The 16,708-nt window shown below is 38.7% G+C and carries 14 protein-coding genes; 11 read left to right on the plus strand and 3 right to left on the minus strand.

Annotated elements, in window-relative coordinates:
• Positions 1 to 80: 80 nt before the first annotated feature.
• The gene (gene aceK / locus CXF71_RS16740; RefSeq protein ID WP_101234062.1) at positions 81 to 1,847 is read right to left on the minus strand and encodes a bifunctional isocitrate dehydrogenase kinase/phosphatase; all 1,767 of its coding nucleotides are present in this window, start codon (positions 1,845 to 1,847) and stop codon (positions 81 to 83) included.
• Between the two features lie 249 nt (positions 1,848 to 2,096).
• On the opposite strand from aceK, the gene queA reads away from it, so the two are divergent.
• The 6 genes from queA to CXF71_RS16770 all read left to right on the plus strand — a co-directional run bounded on the left by queA (position 2,097) and on the right by CXF71_RS16770 (position 10,224).
• Positions 2,097 to 3,167 carry a tRNA preQ1(34) S-adenosylmethionine ribosyltransferase-isomerase QueA gene (gene queA, locus CXF71_RS16745; RefSeq protein WP_101234063.1) on the plus strand — a complete coding sequence of 357 codons (1,071 nt, stop codon included), beginning with the start codon at positions 2,097 to 2,099 and terminating at the stop codon, positions 3,165 to 3,167.
• 93 nt (positions 3,168 to 3,260) lie between these two features.
• Positions 3,261 to 4,394, plus strand: a complete 1,134-nt coding sequence (gene tgt, locus CXF71_RS16750) for a tRNA guanosine(34) transglycosylase Tgt (protein WP_198559905.1) — start codon at positions 3,261 to 3,263, stop codon at positions 4,392 to 4,394.
• 188 nt (positions 4,395 to 4,582) lie between these two features.
• A complete protein-coding gene (gene yajC / locus CXF71_RS16755) occupies positions 4,583 to 4,918 on the plus strand; it encodes a preprotein translocase subunit YajC (protein WP_101234065.1) in 336 nt (111 codons plus the stop codon).
• Between the two features lie 265 nt (positions 4,919 to 5,183).
• Positions 5,184 to 7,031: a protein translocase subunit SecD gene (secD, locus tag CXF71_RS16760; protein ID WP_101234066.1), complete on the plus strand. Its 1,848-nt coding sequence runs from the start codon at positions 5,184 to 5,186 to the stop codon at positions 7,029 to 7,031.
• A gap of 21 nt (positions 7,032 to 7,052) precedes the next feature.
• On the plus strand, positions 7,053 to 8,000 hold the full coding sequence (gene secF / locus CXF71_RS16765) for a protein translocase subunit SecF (protein WP_101234067.1): 948 nt from the start codon (positions 7,053 to 7,055) through the stop codon (positions 7,998 to 8,000).
• Positions 8,001 to 8,823: 823 nt separating this feature from the next.
• Complete coding sequence (locus tag CXF71_RS16770; protein WP_101234068.1) at positions 8,824 to 10,224, plus strand: DEAD/DEAH box helicase; 1,401 nt, start codon at positions 8,824 to 8,826, stop codon at positions 10,222 to 10,224.
• 126 nt (positions 10,225 to 10,350) lie between these two features.
• Here the strand turns inward: CXF71_RS16770 and cobA are convergent, their stop codons facing one another.
• Both cobA and suhB read right to left on the minus strand, forming a co-directional pair.
• Positions 10,351 to 11,142, minus strand: a complete 792-nt coding sequence (cobA, locus tag CXF71_RS16775) for a uroporphyrinogen-III C-methyltransferase (protein ID WP_101234069.1) — start codon at positions 11,140 to 11,142, stop codon at positions 10,351 to 10,353.
• 183 nt (positions 11,143 to 11,325) lie between these two features.
• Entirely contained in the window at positions 11,326 to 12,129 is an 804-nt protein-coding gene (gene suhB / locus CXF71_RS16780) for an inositol-1-monophosphatase (RefSeq protein ID WP_101234070.1), read from the minus strand.
• Between the two features lie 357 nt (positions 12,130 to 12,486).
• Between suhB and trmJ the strand changes: the two genes are divergently transcribed.
• From trmJ to iscU, 5 genes are all read left to right on the plus strand, one after another.
• Positions 12,487 to 13,308, plus strand: coding sequence for a tRNA (cytosine(32)/uridine(32)-2'-O)-methyltransferase TrmJ (gene trmJ, locus CXF71_RS16785; RefSeq protein WP_101234071.1), 822 nt, complete (start codon positions 12,487 to 12,489; stop codon positions 13,306 to 13,308).
• Between the two features lie 32 nt (positions 13,309 to 13,340).
• Positions 13,341 to 14,150 carry a serine O-acetyltransferase gene (cysE, locus tag CXF71_RS16790; protein ID WP_101234072.1) on the plus strand — a complete coding sequence of 270 codons (810 nt, stop codon included), beginning with the start codon at positions 13,341 to 13,343 and terminating at the stop codon, positions 14,148 to 14,150.
• 285 nt (positions 14,151 to 14,435) lie between these two features.
• A complete protein-coding gene (iscR, locus tag CXF71_RS16795) occupies positions 14,436 to 14,942 on the plus strand; it encodes a Fe-S cluster assembly transcriptional regulator IscR (protein ID WP_101234073.1) in 507 nt (168 codons plus the stop codon).
• A 48-nt stretch (positions 14,943 to 14,990) separates the two neighbouring features.
• Positions 14,991 to 16,205: an IscS subfamily cysteine desulfurase gene (locus CXF71_RS16800; protein WP_101234074.1), complete on the plus strand. Its 1,215-nt coding sequence runs from the start codon at positions 14,991 to 14,993 to the stop codon at positions 16,203 to 16,205.
• 115 nt (positions 16,206 to 16,320) lie between these two features.
• The gene (iscU, locus tag CXF71_RS16805; RefSeq protein WP_101234075.1) at positions 16,321 to 16,704 is read left to right on the plus strand and encodes a Fe-S cluster assembly scaffold IscU; all 384 of its coding nucleotides are present in this window, start codon (positions 16,321 to 16,323) and stop codon (positions 16,702 to 16,704) included.
• Positions 16,705 to 16,708 lie beyond the last annotated feature (4 nt).

Raw genomic sequence — 16,708 nt, forward strand, 5'->3', positions numbered from 1 at the left:
GATTTATCAACAAACTGGCAGTTAAGTAGCCAGTTTGTGTTTGTTTAAGTAAAATTTTAATTTAGTTTAAAAGTTAAACTTCATTGCTTAGCTAGTTTGGTCTGATGACAAAACCGATATTTTTCAGGGTAAGGAAAGACACTTTTATAAATACCATTGGCGACATCTTGTTGGCATTGTTGCCAATAGCTTGCGGTTAACAAATCTTGATGATGTATTTTAAATGCTTTTAAATAGCTTGGGTTTGCCAATGCAAAGGTGGCTATTTCTTCAGGGAACATATCTCCTGGTAATACCGTATACCAAGGCTCTGAAGCATATAGTTGCTCTTCAGTAATTGCTTTAGGCTTCTCCCTAAAATTTACCTCATTCATATAGGTTATTTCATCATAATCATAAAAAATTACCCTGCCATGGCGTGTGACGCCAAAGTTCTTGAGTAACATGTCGCCTGGGAATATATCTGCGGAGATAAGTTGTTTAATGGCCTCGCCATAACCAAACATGGCATTGTCTATTTTTTCCTGTTCTTTATTTTTAAGAGCATCTATTAGGTATAGGTTGAGTGGCACCATACGGCGTTCTATGTAGACATGTTCAATAATAAGCAGTTCTTCTTCACCAGCCCCTTCATAACGAATAATTGAGGAGGCTACTTTTTGTAACTCAGCTAAAAGTTCCTCATTAAAACGTTTTTTGGGGAATGCGACTTCTGAATATTCCATGGTATCAGCCATACGACCGACCCTGTCATGTAACTTAACTAAGCGATATTTCCCTTTTACATCTTTTTTAGTCATGTTTTTACTGGGTGAGAATTTATCTTTAATAATTTTAAAAACATAGGGATAAGAAGGCAGGGTGAATACAGACATCACCATACCTTTAATACCGGCAGCTAATTCAAATTGGTCATCACTGCTATCAAGGTGGTTAAGGAAATCCCGATAAAACTGTGTTTTACCTTGTTTATGAAAGCCAATTGCAGAATATAAATCAGCTTTGGTTTTATGAGGCATAAGCCCTTGTAAGAAGTTAACTAAGGCATAAGGATGCTGACAATCTACAAAAAAGTAAGCACGTGCGAAACCAAATACCACCGCCATACTTTCACTGGTAGTTAATAGTGCATCTAAGTATAAACCGCCTTTTTCGTTATTAAGTACCGCAACAATAAATGGCGTTTCTCCCGCAGGCGATAAAACTCGACCAATTAAATAGGCACCTTTGTTGCGATAAAAAGTAAAGTTAAGAATATCAAATTGTAAGTCTTCTAATTTTACCCGGGTTTTATGTGCTTGGCGGCGAAAGGTATTAATGAGCGCATCAACATCACGGTCGAGATTTTCAAAGGGGATTACCGTTCTATGATTGTTCATAATGTCACAGATGGTTTGCTTTAAACCCAATACTTCCGGTTGATAAGAAGTGTAAATTTCTGGCGATTCTTTATCATCAAGTCGGTGCGCAGTACTTTCAACAAAAATATAATCATTGTTATAATATTTTCGCTCAAATAAATGACAAAATACTGAGTTATAGAAAGTTTCGGCTAACTCTGGCTGCTTATGGTTGATTAATAAGTCTGAGTAAGCACCTTTAACTTGCTGCCACAAGGCATTATCGAGCGCGCTAATGTCGAAATTTTCTTTTATATGGTTGAAAGTTTCAGTTACGCGATCATCATAAAAAGTGGTTCTTGCTCTAGCTGCCCTATGGATTTCATTCCATTGGCATTGTTGAAACCGTTCCCTAGCTGATTGAGTAAGTTCAGTGAAAAGTGCGACATGGCGTTCAAAACCGTTAATAATAGTGGTGGCTATAGTAAGCGCAAGTTCATTTTTCATAGGGCATCAACTCTTTAGTCGTTTTAAAATGGGGTATATAAGTATCGATTATCTCCCAACATACACTAAAAGCTTTATTGCTGAGATAATTATCATAAATACTGGTTATAACTAACAATAATGTTGTTTCAACACAACTTTGTTCTCTGTTCTGTAGGCTTAAGTTTTAAAAGTGGCGAATTAACTTGCTATCAATGGCTTGCAGCTCTAAAATTACGCCTTTTTTAAGCCAGAAAAATAGCCAATATCATGCGTGTTTCAGACTTTTCCTTCGATTTACCCGAAGCTCTTATTGCTCGTTATCCAAAAGCAGAGCGCACATCTAGTCGTTTAATGACCTTAAATGGTAATTCTGGTGTAATAACCGATGGCGTTTTTACCGATCTTGTCGCGCAATTAAATTCAGGTGATTTATTGGTTTTCAATAATACTCGCGTCATTCCGGCAAGAATGTTTGGTCAAAAAGCCAGTGGTGGTAAAATTGAAGTATTGATTGAACGTATTGTCGATCAAAATACGGCTCTTGCTCATATTCGCGCCAGTAAGTCTCCTAAAGTAGGTAATGAGCTTTTCCTCGGCAATGAAGACAGTGACGTTAAAGTCAAAGCAACAATGGTGGCTCGCCATGGTGCTCTTTTCGAATTAAAGTTTAATAGTGATCAGTCAGTGTTAACTATTTTAGATGATATAGGGCATATGCCACTACCACCTTATATAGATAGGCCTGATGAAGACAGTGATAAAGAGCGCTATCAAACTGTTTACAATGAAAAGCCTGGCGCAGTTGCCGCGCCAACGGCAGGTTTACATTTTGATGAAGCCTTATTAGAAAAGATCAAAGAAAAAGGTGTTGAACTAGCATTTGTTACCTTACATGTTGGCGCAGGCACTTTTCAACCCGTTAAGGTTGACGAAATTGCCGATCATATTATGCACGCAGAGTACGTTGAAGTGTCAGATGAAGTTGTCGCGCAAATAGCAAAAACTAAAGCCGCTGGTGGTCGAGTAGTTGCGGTTGGCACAACGTCAGTTCGCTCTCTGGAAAGTGCGGCAAAAGCTGCCAAAGATAACAATGAATCCTTAAGTGCTTTTTATGGTGATACCGATATATTCATCACCCCAGGTTATCAATTTCAAATTATTGATGCCTTAGTGACTAACTTTCACTTATCTGAGTCAACGTTGCTTATGTTAGTGAGTGCATTTTCTGGTTATGACCATATTATGCCTGCTTATCAACATGCGATAAGTGAAGAGTACCGATTTTTTAGTTATGGCGATGCTATGTTTTTAACTAAACAAGAGCTAAATAATTCCTAGTTAAGTAGTAACCTTATTTTAAACCAAACACCGCCAGCCTGTTTTGCTAGTGGGTGAGAGAGAATATTTATGACAGAAGTAGTAAAAAATAAAATGAAATATGAACTAATCACTACTGACGGTAAAGCCCGTCGTGGCCGATTAACATTTGACCGTGGTGTAGTGGAAACCCCTGCATTTATGCCTGTAGGTACTTACGGTACGGTTAAAGGTATGAAGGCTGAAGAAGTAGCCGCTACTGGTGCTCATATTATTTTGGGTAATACCTTTCACTTAATGTTACGCCCAGGTACCGATATTATTGAGCAGCATGGTGGCTTGCATGATTTTATGAATTGGAATGGACCGATTTTAACTGATTCTGGCGGCTTTCAAGTATTCAGTTTAGGAAAAATGAGTAAAATCACCGAAGAAGGTGTACGTTTTAGTTCACCCGTTAATGGTGAAAAAATTATGCTTACGCCTGAGCGTTCCATGGAAGTACAGCGTAGTTTAAATTCAGATATCGTCATGATTTTTGATGAATGTACGCCATATCCAGCGAGCCATAAAGAATCAAAAGATTCAATGGAACTTTCTCTTCGTTGGGCACAGCGTTCAAAGGATGCTCACGGCGATAGCCCGAATGCACTGTTTGGTATAGTGCAAGGCGGAATGTATGAAGACTTACGTGAAGTATCAGTTGCCGGCTTAAAAGCGATTGAGTTTGATGGTTATGCGATTGGTGGTTTATCAGTAGGTGAGCCTAAAGAAGATATGGTTCGAATATTAGATCATACCGCGCCCTTGATACCTAAAAATAAGCCCCGATATCTTATGGGAGTAGGTAAACCGGAAGACCTTGTTGAAGGTGTGCGCCGTGGTATAGATATGTTTGATTGTGTAATGCCGACACGTAATGCTCGCAATGGCCATTTATTTGTCAATACGGGTGTTATTAAGATCAGAAATGCAGCCCATAAAACAGATGTTTCACCACTTGATGATACTTGTGATTGTTATACCTGTAAGAATTACTCTCGTGCTTATTTACATCATTTAGATAAGTGTAAAGAAATTCTGGGTTCGCAACTAAATACCTTACATAACCTTCATTTTTACCAAAAAGTGATGCAGGGTTTGCGTGATGCGATTGAGCAAGGTAAGTTAGACGCCTATGTAGAAGAATTTTACGCTTTACGTGGTTTACCAGTACCACCATTAGCGATAGGTAGTAAGCAAGTTTAGCTTTAAACCTTTCGGACATTAAAGAATTTTGTTAAATCCAGTGGTTTAGTATTTTGAAGAGCTTTCGTTCAATTGAAAGGAAAAGGCACGGAGCTGACGTTAGTCAGTGAGTACCTTTGACAAATCAATTGGGCGAAAGAGCAATAAAATACAAAATCACTAACCAATTATAAAAAAAAGAGGAATTTATGAGTTTATTTATTAATACAGCACATGCAGCAGACGGACCAGCAGCAGCCGGTGGCGGAATGGAAATGATCATTATGCTAGCCGTTTTTGGTTTAGTATTCTTTTTCATGATTTATCGTCCACAAGCTAAACGTGTAAAAGAACATAAAGGTTTAATGTCTTCACTAGCTAAAGGCGATGAAGTCTTAACGCAAGGCGGCATTGTTGGCAAAATCGTTAAAGTTTCTGATGAAAAAGACTTTATCGTTGTTAGCATCAGCGAAGGTACTGAAGTAACAGTACAGAAAGGCGCTATCAATGCAGTACTTCCAAAAGGCACAATGAAGTCTTTATAATTTTATTCTTGTTATTTGGCTTTATTTCATCATCAAAAGTACTCATTGACACGCGTCAACTCTGTGCTTTTTCTTTGAACTAAAGCCAACTAACTTAGCTAAATCCTATAAAGTGTATAAATAAAAATTACTAGATGTTTTATTTGTACCTTATTGAAATAAGTACTAGGCGAAAGCGCGGAGTTGACGCATGTCAATGAGCACTTTAACGCCGTAATTATAAAAATAAAGTGCCAATACAGCCGCTCCCAAAAAAGGACACATTGTGTTAAACAAATATCCCTTATGGAAAACACTCATGGTGGCAATGATTGTCGCTTTCGGTGCGCTCTATGCCACACCAAACCTATATGGTGAATCACCCGCTGTTCAAGTATCAGGTTTACGCGGCGTTGAAGCTAATACAGCTACCCTTGATAGAATCAAAGCACAATTAGAAGAAAGTAATCTGACCTTTGATAGTATTGCTTTAGAAAATGGTCAAGTATTAACGCGTTTTAAAAATACTGAAGATCAACTAAAAGCTCGTGATGTATTAGATGATAATTTAGGCAAGCAGTTTTCTGTTGCTTTAAACTTAACGCCTAATACACCACAATGGTTAGCTGCTATTGGCGGTATGCCAATGAAATTAGGCTTAGATTTAAGCGGTGGTGTTAGCTTCTTGATGGAAGTGAACATGAAAGAAGCCGTCAATAAAGCTAAAACAGGTATGGTAAGTGATTTTCGTGGTGATTTACGCAATGAAAAAATTCGCTACCGTAGTGTTAAAGAAGGTAATAATGCTGTTGTCGTCGTTTTCCGTAAAGTTGAAGACTTAGAAGCCGCGCAATTATTACTGAAAAAACGCTATCGTGATTTACTGTTAACCACTGATGACGATACGCTAACGCTAACGGCAAAAATGACCGAAGCTAAGCTTAAAGAAATTCGTGAATATGCCTTACAACAAAACATCACCATTATTCGTAATCGAGTTAATGAGTTAGGTGTTGCTGAGCCGCTGGTTCAACGTCAAGGTAAAAAACATATTGTTATTGAATTACCAGGTGTTCAAGATACCGCGAAAGCGAAAGAAATTCTGAATGCCACGGCAACTATCGAGTTCAGATTAGTTGATACCGAAGGTGATTTATCAAATGCATTAAACGGCCGCGTACCTGCAAACTCTATCTTATTAAGAGATAAAGATGGTAAGCCCAGCTTATTGAAAAAACGAGTCATGTTAACCGGCGATCACATCACCGATGCTAAATCAGGCTTTGATGAGTACTCACGACCACAAGTTAACATTTCACTTGATAGTGCTGGCGGCTCTAAAATGTCAAGTGGCACCAAAAGTAATATTGGTAAGCCGATGGCAACGGTATTCATTGAATACAAAGCCACTGATAAAAAAGATGCTGAAGGAAATTTAGTTTTTGAAAAGCATCAAGAAATCATCTCAGTTGCCACGATTCAATCACGTTTAGGCAAATCTTTCCGTATTACCGGTTCTGGTAGTGCAGCTGAAGCGCATAACCTTGCCTTATTATTACGTGCAGGTGCTTTGATTGCACCAATTGCCATTGTAGAAGAGCGTACAGTCGGCCCGACATTAGGTGCTGAAAACGTAAGACTTGGTTTCGAAGCTATTATGATGGGCTTTGGTTTAGTGTTTGTCTTTATGATGGTTTATTACCGTGCCTTTGGTGTAGTAGCTAACCTTGCATTAGGCGCTAACTTAGTGTTAATTGTTGGTATTATGTCACTGATACCAGGCGCAACGCTAACGTTGCCAGGTATGGCTGGTATCGTATTAACGGTTGGTATGGCTGTTGATGCTAACGTACTTATTTTTGAACGTATTCGTGAAGAAATACGTGAAGGTAAAACGATTCAGCAAGCTATTCATCAAGGTTATGATGCAGCATTTTCAACCATTATTGATGCCAATATCACCACGTTAATTGCCGCGTTAATTCTGTTTGCAATTGGTACAGGCCCAGTAAAAGGTTTCGCTATCACATTATCTATCGGTATCATTACTTCAATGTTTACCTCTGTTGTAGGTACTCGTGCCGTAGTTAATGCTATTTGGGGCGGTAAACGCCTTGATAAGCTTTCGATATAGTAAGGGCAGGAATTTAAATTTATGCAAATTTTACAATTAAAAGAAACTGTCAACTTTATGAGCTATCGCAAGATAGCCTTGATATTTAGTGCATTATTAATGATTGCTTCAGTTATATCGTTAGCAACCAACAAGTTAAACTTTGGCTTAGACTTTACTGGTGGTACGCTAATTGAGGTGGGCTTTCAAGAAGCGGCTGATTTAGAAAAGCTTCGTGAGGTGATGAAAAGCAACGGCTTTGCTGATGCAAAAGTACAACTTTACGGTAGTAGCCGCGATGTAGTTATTCGTTTAGGCTTACGTGATGATGTTAAAGCTGAAATGTTAGGTAATGAAGTACTTGATTTATTACAATCAACTACCGGTCAAACGGTTGATATGCGTCGTATTGAGTTTGTTGGTGCAAGTGTTGGTGATGAATTAGCAGAGCAGGGCGGTTTAGCGATGCTAACTGCATTGATTTGTATTTTGGTCTACGTTGCTTTTCGATTTGAATGGCGCTTTGCGGTTGGCTCAGTAGTAGCGTTATTTCATGATGTGTTGTTAACACTAGGCTTGTTTTCTGTTTTACAACTAGAGTTCGACTTAACAGTACTTGCTGCTGTTTTAGCGGTTATTGGTTATTCACTTAACGATACCATTGTTGTGTCAGACCGTATTCGTGAGAACTTTAGAAAAATACGCAATAGTGAAGCTGAAGACGTTATTAATATCTCTTTGACGCAAACACTTAGCCGTACTTTTATAACGTCAATTACTACCTTATTAGTATTAGCAGCCTTGTTTTTTCAAGGTGGCGCGCTGATTCATGGTTTTGCTACGGCATTATTATTTGGTGTATTTGTTGGTACTTACTCTTCAATTTATGTGGCTAGTTTAGTGGCATTATCATTAGGTATTTCAAGAGAAGATTTGATACCTGAAGTGATTGAAAAAGAAGGCGAAGATCAAGAAGCTATGATGCCTTAAGCATTATTGTTATTAATAAAAAAAACCGAGTAACGAAAGTTACTCGGTTTTTTTTATTTAACGTGTTTTATTTTATCGGTAAAAAGACAAACACTTAACGCGATAAGTGTAAATCATGCAGAGTGACAGCTAACCCATAGCAATTTGATAAAATTTCTTCCCAACTCAGAGCTATAGTCGATGTTCAATAACAAGGAAAATTCATTTCGGTTTAGTCACTCTAAATCAAATTAATTTAACGAAGTTAATGGGCATCGAGTAAGTTCCCAAGGGCGAGTACCTAATAAAAGGTAAAGGCTTACACACATCGTTATTGATTTTGAGAAGGACGCTACATGGATGTAGCTTCTTAGAGAATGCAGGAGCATATTCTCCTGAATAACCATTCTCATCAATCAATGCCTTATCTCTAAGCCTTTTAATGCTCGCTGAGTGGGAAAGAACTTAATCAACTTGGTATTAATAGACTTGGAATGAACCTTGCTGTATGCTGCACGCCCTTTCATGCTGCCAACATTCTTAATAACGCTGTCAGTATTTGATTAGGGGCTGTTTAACTTTGCTGCTACATTTGCAGCCGTTTATTTGCTTTTTATTCAAGGCTGAGCAGACGTTTCGTAATGACTCTATTATGGTATGACGAAGTAAAAGTGCCTAATAAAGGTGCTTTGGATTCGTTAACGTACTTATTGCTCTTCGCTGCGAAGAGTTTACATCGTATAACTAGACTGCATTCCTAGCGCCTTGATCAAAAGCATTTAATGCGAACAATATTTTGAACATTAAAGGTCAACAGACCCTAATACTTTTTAAAGAGATACATATGAGCGATACCCCAACCAATTTTACTGATTTAGGTTTATCTGAAGCATTACTAAAAGCAGTGCGTGACAAGGGATATGAAACGCCTTCTCCTATCCAGGCACAAGCGATTCCTGCAGTGCTTTCTGGACGCGATATAATGGCTGCAGCACAAACGGGTACTGGTAAAACGGCAGGGTTTACTTTGCCATTATTACAGCGCCTTTCTAGCAGTACTGGCAACAAGGTTTCATCTAACAACGTAAGAGCGCTGATATTGACGCCTACTCGCGAGTTAGCAGCACAAATAAGTGTAAACATTGAAGAGTATGGTAAGTATTTAAACTTACACTCAACCGTTGTTTTTGGTGGTGTTAAAATCAACCCACAAATGATGCGTCTTCGCCAAGGTGTTGACATACTTGTAGCAACGCCAGGGCGTCTATTAGATTTATACAATCAAAGAGCCGTTAAGTTTAGTCAACTAGAAGTCTTCATTCTTGATGAAGCTGATCGTATGTTAGATATGGGCTTTATTCGTGATATTAAAAAGTTGATGACTGCTTTGCCAAAAGAACGTCAAAATTTACTCTTCTCGGCAACATTTTCACCTGATATTCGTGCCTTAGCTAAAGGTATGGTCAATAATCCATTAGAGATATCAGTTGATGCAGAAAATAGCACTGCAGAAAAAGTGACTCAATGGTTAACAGCGGTTGATAAAAAGCGCAAACCAGCAGTGTTAACGCATTTAATAAAAGAAAATGATTGGCAACAAGTATTGGTTTTCACAAAAACCAAACATGGTGCAAACAAGCTTACTAAGCACCTTGAAGCTGAAGGCTTAACTGCCGCGGCGATACACGGTAATAAAAGCCAAGGCGCACGTACAAAAGCCCTTGCTGCTTTTAAAGATGGTTCAGTGAAAATATTAGTAGCAACTGATATTGCAGCCCGTGGTATTGATATTGATTTGTTACCACAGGTTGTTAATTTTGACCTACCTAATGTACCTGAGGATTATGTTCATCGTATTGGTAGAACAGCCCGTGCAGGTAATACCGGACAAGCATTGTCTCTAGTGTGTGCCGACGAATTAGATTTATTGTGGGGCATTGAACATGTTATTCAGCAACACATCGAACGAAAAGTTATTGAAGAATTTATACCTGCCAATGAGTTAGGTGAATCCCGTGCTATCAAACCTTTAAAACAAGGTAAGCCACCAAAGTCTGGCAAGCATCAAGAGGCAGGTAAGGGCAGAGTTGAGCACAAAGATGGTCAACGTTCTGGTCGTAATGCTAATGGTAACAATACCAGTAGCAATAAAGCAAAACCGGGCAATGATTCTTCTAGACGTAAAAAACCTGAATATGATGGTTCTGGACCTAAACCACGCAGAGCAATACGCCCTACAAAATAATGGGTAGAATTGATTTACATAACTGATTCGATTATTAAAAAGCCTTATGACGAATAGCTAACATTCTTCACAAGGCTTTTTTTTATGCTAAATTTTGAGGCTCAACACCTTGAATAAATTAAAATATTATGGAGTTAAGTAACCTAAATTAGTAAGTTGTTCACTAGGGAATATACCCACCACATCACCAATAATAATTAAACTTGGGGGTGTTATCTTATGTAAAGCGACTAACTTGGTTAAATTGGCTAATGTACCCTTTATCACTTGCTGGTCTTGATGGGTGCCTTTTCGAATCAAGGCCGCTGGTGTATTGGTATCACGACCCGCTTCTATCAGCTGAGCGGTGATGATTGGCAAACTTTTTATGCCCATGTAAAAAACAATGGTTTGTTCTTTATCATTTAATGCCTGCCAAGGTAGATCTAATGCACCATTATCTTGCACATGACCTGTTATAAAGGTGCAACTGCGGGCAACTTTTCGATGAGTTAACGGAATGCCAGCATAACTAGTACACGCAGAAGCTGCTGTCATGCCTGGAACTATGTGACAAGCAACGCCATGACTTAATAAAAATTGAGCTTCTTCAGAGCCTCGACCAAAGACAAAAGGATCTCCTCCTTTTAAACGAACAACTTTTTTACCCAATAAAGCATTATCAACCAGTAATTGATTAATACCATCTTGTGGAACTCTATGATCTGCTTGTTTTTTTCCTACATATATCTGTTGGCAAGTAATGGGTAGTAGCGCCATTATTGCTTTACTTACTAATCTATCATAAATAACAACTTCAGCTTGCTTGATAAAGCGATAGGCCTGTAAGGTAAGTAAGTCAGGATCTCCAGGTCCTGAGCCAACTAGGGCAACTTCTCCAGCAATAAAGGCTTGTTTTGTGGTGTTCGTATTTTCCATGAGCTCTCTTAATTCTATTCTTCTATTGACTACCTAGCTAACCTAAAGCAAAAAAGGCGCCACGTTACCTTTATTTAAAAAGATATCTGTGGCGCCTTTAAGTATAGCGTTCAATGTATACCCGTTACTATTAAAAGTGCTCTGAAACATGCATCTTGGTTAATAGCGGGTAACTATGCAAAATTACTTGCTAAGAGCATCACCTAAATGTGGGCGAATTTCTTGTAAAACATCTTTCAATATACGTGTGTTTGCTGCAACAATATTGCCTGAATTTGCATGATTATGACCGCCAGTAAAGTCAGTAACTAAACCACCTGCCTCAATCACTAATAATTCACCAGCAGCAGTATTAAATGGTTTAGTACCAATTTCGAAGAAACCATCAACACGCCCAGCTGCTACATAAGCAAGGTCAAGTGCAGTTGAACCTGCACGGCGTATATCTGATGATTTTTGGAATAATGCTGAGAACATTGCCATATAAGCAAGGCTATGTTGTTTGTGCTTAATAGGGAAACCAGTCGCTAAGATAGTGCCTGAAATTTCTTTGTTTTTATTTACACGGATTCGGAAACCGTTTAGTTGTGCACCTTTACCACGACTCGCTGAGAATAATTCTCCACGAATTGGATCAAATACAACGGCTTGATCTAATTTGCCTTTAACTTTTAACGCAATTGAAACGGCAAAGTGTGGAATGCCTTTGATGAAGTTGGTTGTGCCATCTAGTGGATCAATAATCCACTGGTAATCGTCTTCACTGCCTTTTAAAACACCAGACTCTTCACCAATAATAGTGTGATTTGGATATGATTTACGAATAGTCTCGATAATGGCTTCTTCCGAGCTAATATCAACACTGGTGACGAAGTCGTTAGTGCCTTTTGATTCAATTTCAACTTTATCAAGTTGCTCCATAGAGCGAACGATAACTTTACCTGCTGTACGCGCTGCGCGCACGGCAATATTTAGCATGGGATGCATAATAGAGTACCTATTTGTAAATAATTTTTAAAAGAACGATTCATTTCCAAGCAAACATTGTCTTGGAAAATTGAGCGCGCAAATTATAGCAAAAATAAAAGCATTTAGCGATAAACTTATTTAAATGATGTTTAATAATTGAACTATTTGTTTAATTACTTTCCTTTAGAGTGAAAAAAACTATTAAATAGCAAATTACCATAGATAAAAACCGGAAATATGCGTGCTTTTTGTTAGCCACAGCAGTACTCTTCTATGGTAGAATGTTAGCCATCTAGATGGGCTGTTAAAAGCAATAGGGCAATAAATTGTTTTCATTGTTATAACCCCCGAATAAGCAAACAAGAAGAGTAAACAATGTCAGATTCTCAACAAGGTTCTCAGCCAAGCAACACCACTGGTTCACTATTAGACCGCGTTAAAATTGTTTTAGTTAACACTTCAGACTGTCGAAATATCGGTAGTGCAGCACGCGCAATGAAAACAATGGGATTAAGTCAGCTAATTTTAGTCGACCCTATTGAAATGCCTAATGGGCAAGCTCAAGCCATGGCAGCAGGGGCTACCGACGTTTTAGCTAATGCGAAAGTTGTTAGTACGCTAGCTGAAGCTATTGAAGATTGTGGCTTAGTTGTCGGTACAAGCGCCCGATCACGTACATTACCTTGGCCTATGCTAGAGCCTAGAGGTTGTGGTGAAAAGATGATTTCTGAAGCACAAGAATATCCTGTCGCATTAGTCTTTGGTCGTGAAAATAGCGGCTTAACGAATGAAGAACTTCAGCTTTGTCATTTTCATGTTCAGATACCGGCGAACCCTGATTACAGTTCATTAAATTTAGCGATGGCAGTACAAACGTTAAGTTATGAAGTACGTACCAGTTATTTATTAGCACACGATCAAAATTATCAAGAACGTAGTACCGGTAATGGTAATTTAATTGCTAAACCTAAAAATGAAGATGATGAGCTCTATCCTGTTATAGAAGAAACAGAGCGTTTTTATGAGCACTTTGAAAAATCCCTTAAAGCGACAGGTTTTATTGTAGAAAATCACCCAGGTTTAGTCATGACTAAACTAAGACGCTTATTTAATCGTGCAAGACCAGATGTTAAAGAAATTAAGATGATGCGTGGGATTTTTGCCTCGATGGAAAGGTCCAGTAAAGAAAAGTCGTAACAGCCACTTAAAATACACAGAAGGAATGATTTATGTTTAGCCGTATCAAAGAAGATATCAACAGTGTCTTTGATAGAGATCCAGCCGCTCGTACCAGTTTTGAAGTTATTCTCAATTACCCGGGCTTACATGCCATTTGGATTCACCGATTAAGTCATAGATTATGGTGTGCTAATTGGAAATTATTAGCACGCGTTATTTCAACCTTCTCCCGTTGGTTAACGGGTATTGAAATACACCCTGGTGCTAAATTAGGTCGTCGCGTTTTCATTGACCATGGTATGGGCATTGTCATCGGCGAAACCGCCGAAGTAGGCAATGATGTCACGCTTTATCACGGTGTCACGTTAGGTGGAACGAGTTGGAAAGCGGGTAAACGTCATCCTACGCTAGAAGATAATGTTGTTATCGGTGCTGGCGCTCAAGTGCTTGGGCCAATAACCATAGGTAAGGGCGGTAAAGTTGGCTCTAACTCTGTTGTGGTTAAAGACTTACCCGCCAATGCTACAGCGGTTGGTATTCCGGGTAGAATTGTACCGGATAAACACAGTAAAGGTGAAGGTCAACAACGAGAAGAAGCGGCTAAAAAGTTTGGTTTTGATGCTTATGCGGTTTCACATGATAATCCAGATCCTGTGGCTAAAGCGATCGGCCGTTTACTTGATCATATGCATTTAATGGACGATAGAGTCAGCGAACTTTGCAAAGAAATTAACCGCTTAGGTGGGGATATTTGCTCTAAGAATTTACCTGAGTTAAGAGTGGGTGAATTTGTCGAAGATGAGAAGGCGGCTGCACAACGTCGTGAAAGTAAAGTGGCCAGCTTTGATCCTGAAATTTAACCTCGTTATTCTGTGTTAGCACCTTAATCTGTATGCAACTGTTACGATTAAAAATAATAGTTGAGTAAAATACTCAAGTATTGCTTTTCGCATAACATCTGTTGGTATATAATACCTGAGTAAAGCGCTAGGGTATTTACTTGACTAATTTGTAGGGTTATGTAAAATTGCCCAGCATTTGCAACACAAGGCATTTATTTGATGCTTTTTTGCAAATGGTTTTGATTCAGTCATACGACTAAATTGATATTTTGAGTACACCAACATAGTGTTTGAGAACAGATTATGAAACTTACCTCTAAAGGTCGTTACGCAGTTACTGCCATGTTAGATGTTACTATTCATGCCGTGTCTGGACCTGTATCTCTGGCTGATATTTCAGAGCGCCAAGGCATATCTTTGTCGTATTTAGAGCAGCTTTTTTCTCGTTTACGTAAAGAAGGTCTTGTGACTAGTGTTCGCGGCCCAGGTGGCGGTTATCGTTTGGGTAGATGCTCAGCGCAAATTGCCGTTGCCGATGTTATTTATGCAGTGAATGAAAGTGTTGATGCAACTAAGTGCTCGGGTAAAGGCAATTGCCAGGGTGGAGAACAATGTTTAACGCATTCCCTTTGGGAAGGGTTGAGCCAACGAATTGAAGAATTCTTGAGAAATATTACCTTATCCGAATTAGTCGCTAAGGGTGATGTACAAGAAGTTTCTAAGCGCCAAGATGAACTACATATCAATGCTCATAAAAGCATAGCCTTAGAAACATTAATAACCACTAAAAATGTAATGAACGACTGGTAATAACTAGTCGCGTCGTATTAAAGATTTACCTTCGGAGAGTGTTAGCAAATGAAGCTTCCTATATATTTTGATTACTCAGCTACTACACCAGTAGACAAGCGCGTAGCAGAAAAAATGATGCAGTACATGACCAACGATGGTCATTTTGGTAACCCTGCATCTCGTTCACATAAATTTGGCTGGCAAGCTGAAGAAGCGGTTGATATCGCTCGTAATCAAATTGCTGAGTTAATTAATGCTGACCCACGTGAAATTGTTTTTACGTCAGGTGCTACTGAATCTAACAACCTTGCTATTAAAGGTGCAGCTAATTTCTATAATAAGAAAGGCAAGCACATTATTACCTGCAAAACTGAGCATAAAGCGGTATTAGATACCTGTCGTGAATTAGAGCGTCAAGGTTTTGAAGTAACGTATCTTGATCCGGAAGAAAACGGTTTAATTGATTTAAATAAACTTAATGACGCTATGCGTGATGACACTATTTTAGTGAGTATCATGCAAGTAAATAATGAAATTGGTGTCATTCAAGACATCAACGAAATTGGCGAAATGTGTCGTGCTCGTAAAATTATTTTTCATGTTGATGCCGCGCAAAGTGCCGGTAAAATTAATATCGACATGCAATCATTGAAAGTTGATTTAATGTCAATTTCAGCACATAAAATGTACGGACCTAAAGGCATTGGCGCATTATATGTAAGCCGTAAGCCGCGTATACGTCTAGAAGCACAAACGCATGGTGGCGGACATGAACGCGGTATGCGTTCTGGTACCTTAGCTACCCATCAAATTGTTGGCATGGGTGAAGCGTGTCGAATAGCTAAAGAAGAAATGGCACAAGATCAAGCACATGTTACAGCAATGCGCGATCGTTTATGGGCCGGTGTAAATAGCATGGAACAAGTATTTATTAACGGTGACCCTGATAAACGTTACCCAGGTAACTTGAATGTTAGTTTCAACTTTGTTGAAGGTGAGTCACTCATCATGGCATTGAAAGATTTGGCCGTATCTTCGGGCAGCGCATGTACATCAGCTAGCTTAGAGCCGTCTTATGTACTTCGAGCTTTAGGCTTAAATGATGAAATGGCACATAGCTCAATTCGTTTTAGCTTTGGTCGCTTTACTACGACAGAAGAAATTGATTACGCAATTGACCTTATTAAGAATGCAATTGGTCACTTACGTGACATGTCACCGCTTTGGGAAATGTTCAAAGAAGGTATCGATTTAGATTCAATTGAATGGGCTGCTCACTAAGCGATTCATAGGCTAATGCCTATAATATAACGCTTAGTAAACAATTCATTATTTTAAATAACATTTAGTGTTAAATAGTTCCTAGGGATTATTTAACACAAGCTAGGAGAGTCACATGGCTTACAGCGAAAAAGTACTAGATCATTATGAGAATCCACGTAACGTAGGTTCAATGGATAAAAACGATCCATCAGTAGCAACGGGTATGGTTGGCGCACCTGCGTGTGGCGATGTCATGAAGTTACAACTTAGAATTTCTGAAGACGGTATCATTGAAGATGCAAAATTCAAAACTTATGGTTGTGGATCTGCAATTGCTTCAAGCTCATTAGTAACTGAATGGGTAAAAGGTAAGTCAATTGAAGAAGCGGGTCAGATTAAAAATACTGCGATTGCTGAAGAGTTAGCTTTACCTCCAGTAAAAATTCATTGCTCTATTTTGGCCGAAGACGCTATTAAAGCAGCCATTGAAGATTATAAATCCAAGCAAAGTAAATAACGGA

Source organism: Colwellia sp. 12G3 (assembly GCF_002836775.1).
GTDB lineage: Bacteria > Pseudomonadota > Gammaproteobacteria > Enterobacterales > Alteromonadaceae > Colwellia.

What these genes read in the sequence shown, in the direction of transcription:
- aceK (WP_101234062.1), bottom strand. Translation starts at nt 1,847, where the DNA reads ATGAAAAATGAACTTGCGCTTACTATAGCCACCACTATTATTAACGGT.
- queA (WP_101234063.1), top strand. Translation starts at nt 2,097, where the DNA reads ATGCGTGTTTCAGACTTTTCCTTCGATTTACCCGAAGCTCTTATTGCT.
- tgt (WP_198559905.1), top strand. Translation starts at nt 3,261, where the DNA reads ATGAAATATGAACTAATCACTACTGACGGTAAAGCCCGTCGTGGCCGA.
- yajC (WP_101234065.1), top strand. Translation starts at nt 4,583, where the DNA reads ATGAGTTTATTTATTAATACAGCACATGCAGCAGACGGACCAGCAGCA.
- secF (WP_101234067.1), top strand. Translation starts at nt 7,053, where the DNA reads ATGCAAATTTTACAATTAAAAGAAACTGTCAACTTTATGAGCTATCGC.
- CXF71_RS16770 (WP_101234068.1), top strand. Translation starts at nt 8,824, where the DNA reads ATGAGCGATACCCCAACCAATTTTACTGATTTAGGTTTATCTGAAGCA.
- cobA (WP_101234069.1), bottom strand. Translation starts at nt 11,142, where the DNA reads ATGGAAAATACGAACACCACAAAACAAGCCTTTATTGCTGGAGAAGTT.
- suhB (WP_101234070.1), bottom strand. Translation starts at nt 12,129, where the DNA reads ATGCATCCCATGCTAAATATTGCCGTGCGCGCAGCGCGTACAGCAGGT.
- trmJ (WP_101234071.1), top strand. Translation starts at nt 12,487, where the DNA reads ATGTCAGATTCTCAACAAGGTTCTCAGCCAAGCAACACCACTGGTTCA.
- cysE (WP_101234072.1), top strand. Translation starts at nt 13,341, where the DNA reads ATGTTTAGCCGTATCAAAGAAGATATCAACAGTGTCTTTGATAGAGAT.
- iscR (WP_101234073.1), top strand. Translation starts at nt 14,436, where the DNA reads ATGAAACTTACCTCTAAAGGTCGTTACGCAGTTACTGCCATGTTAGAT.
- CXF71_RS16800 (WP_101234074.1), top strand. Translation starts at nt 14,991, where the DNA reads ATGAAGCTTCCTATATATTTTGATTACTCAGCTACTACACCAGTAGAC.
- iscU (WP_101234075.1), top strand. Translation starts at nt 16,321, where the DNA reads ATGGCTTACAGCGAAAAAGTACTAGATCATTATGAGAATCCACGTAAC.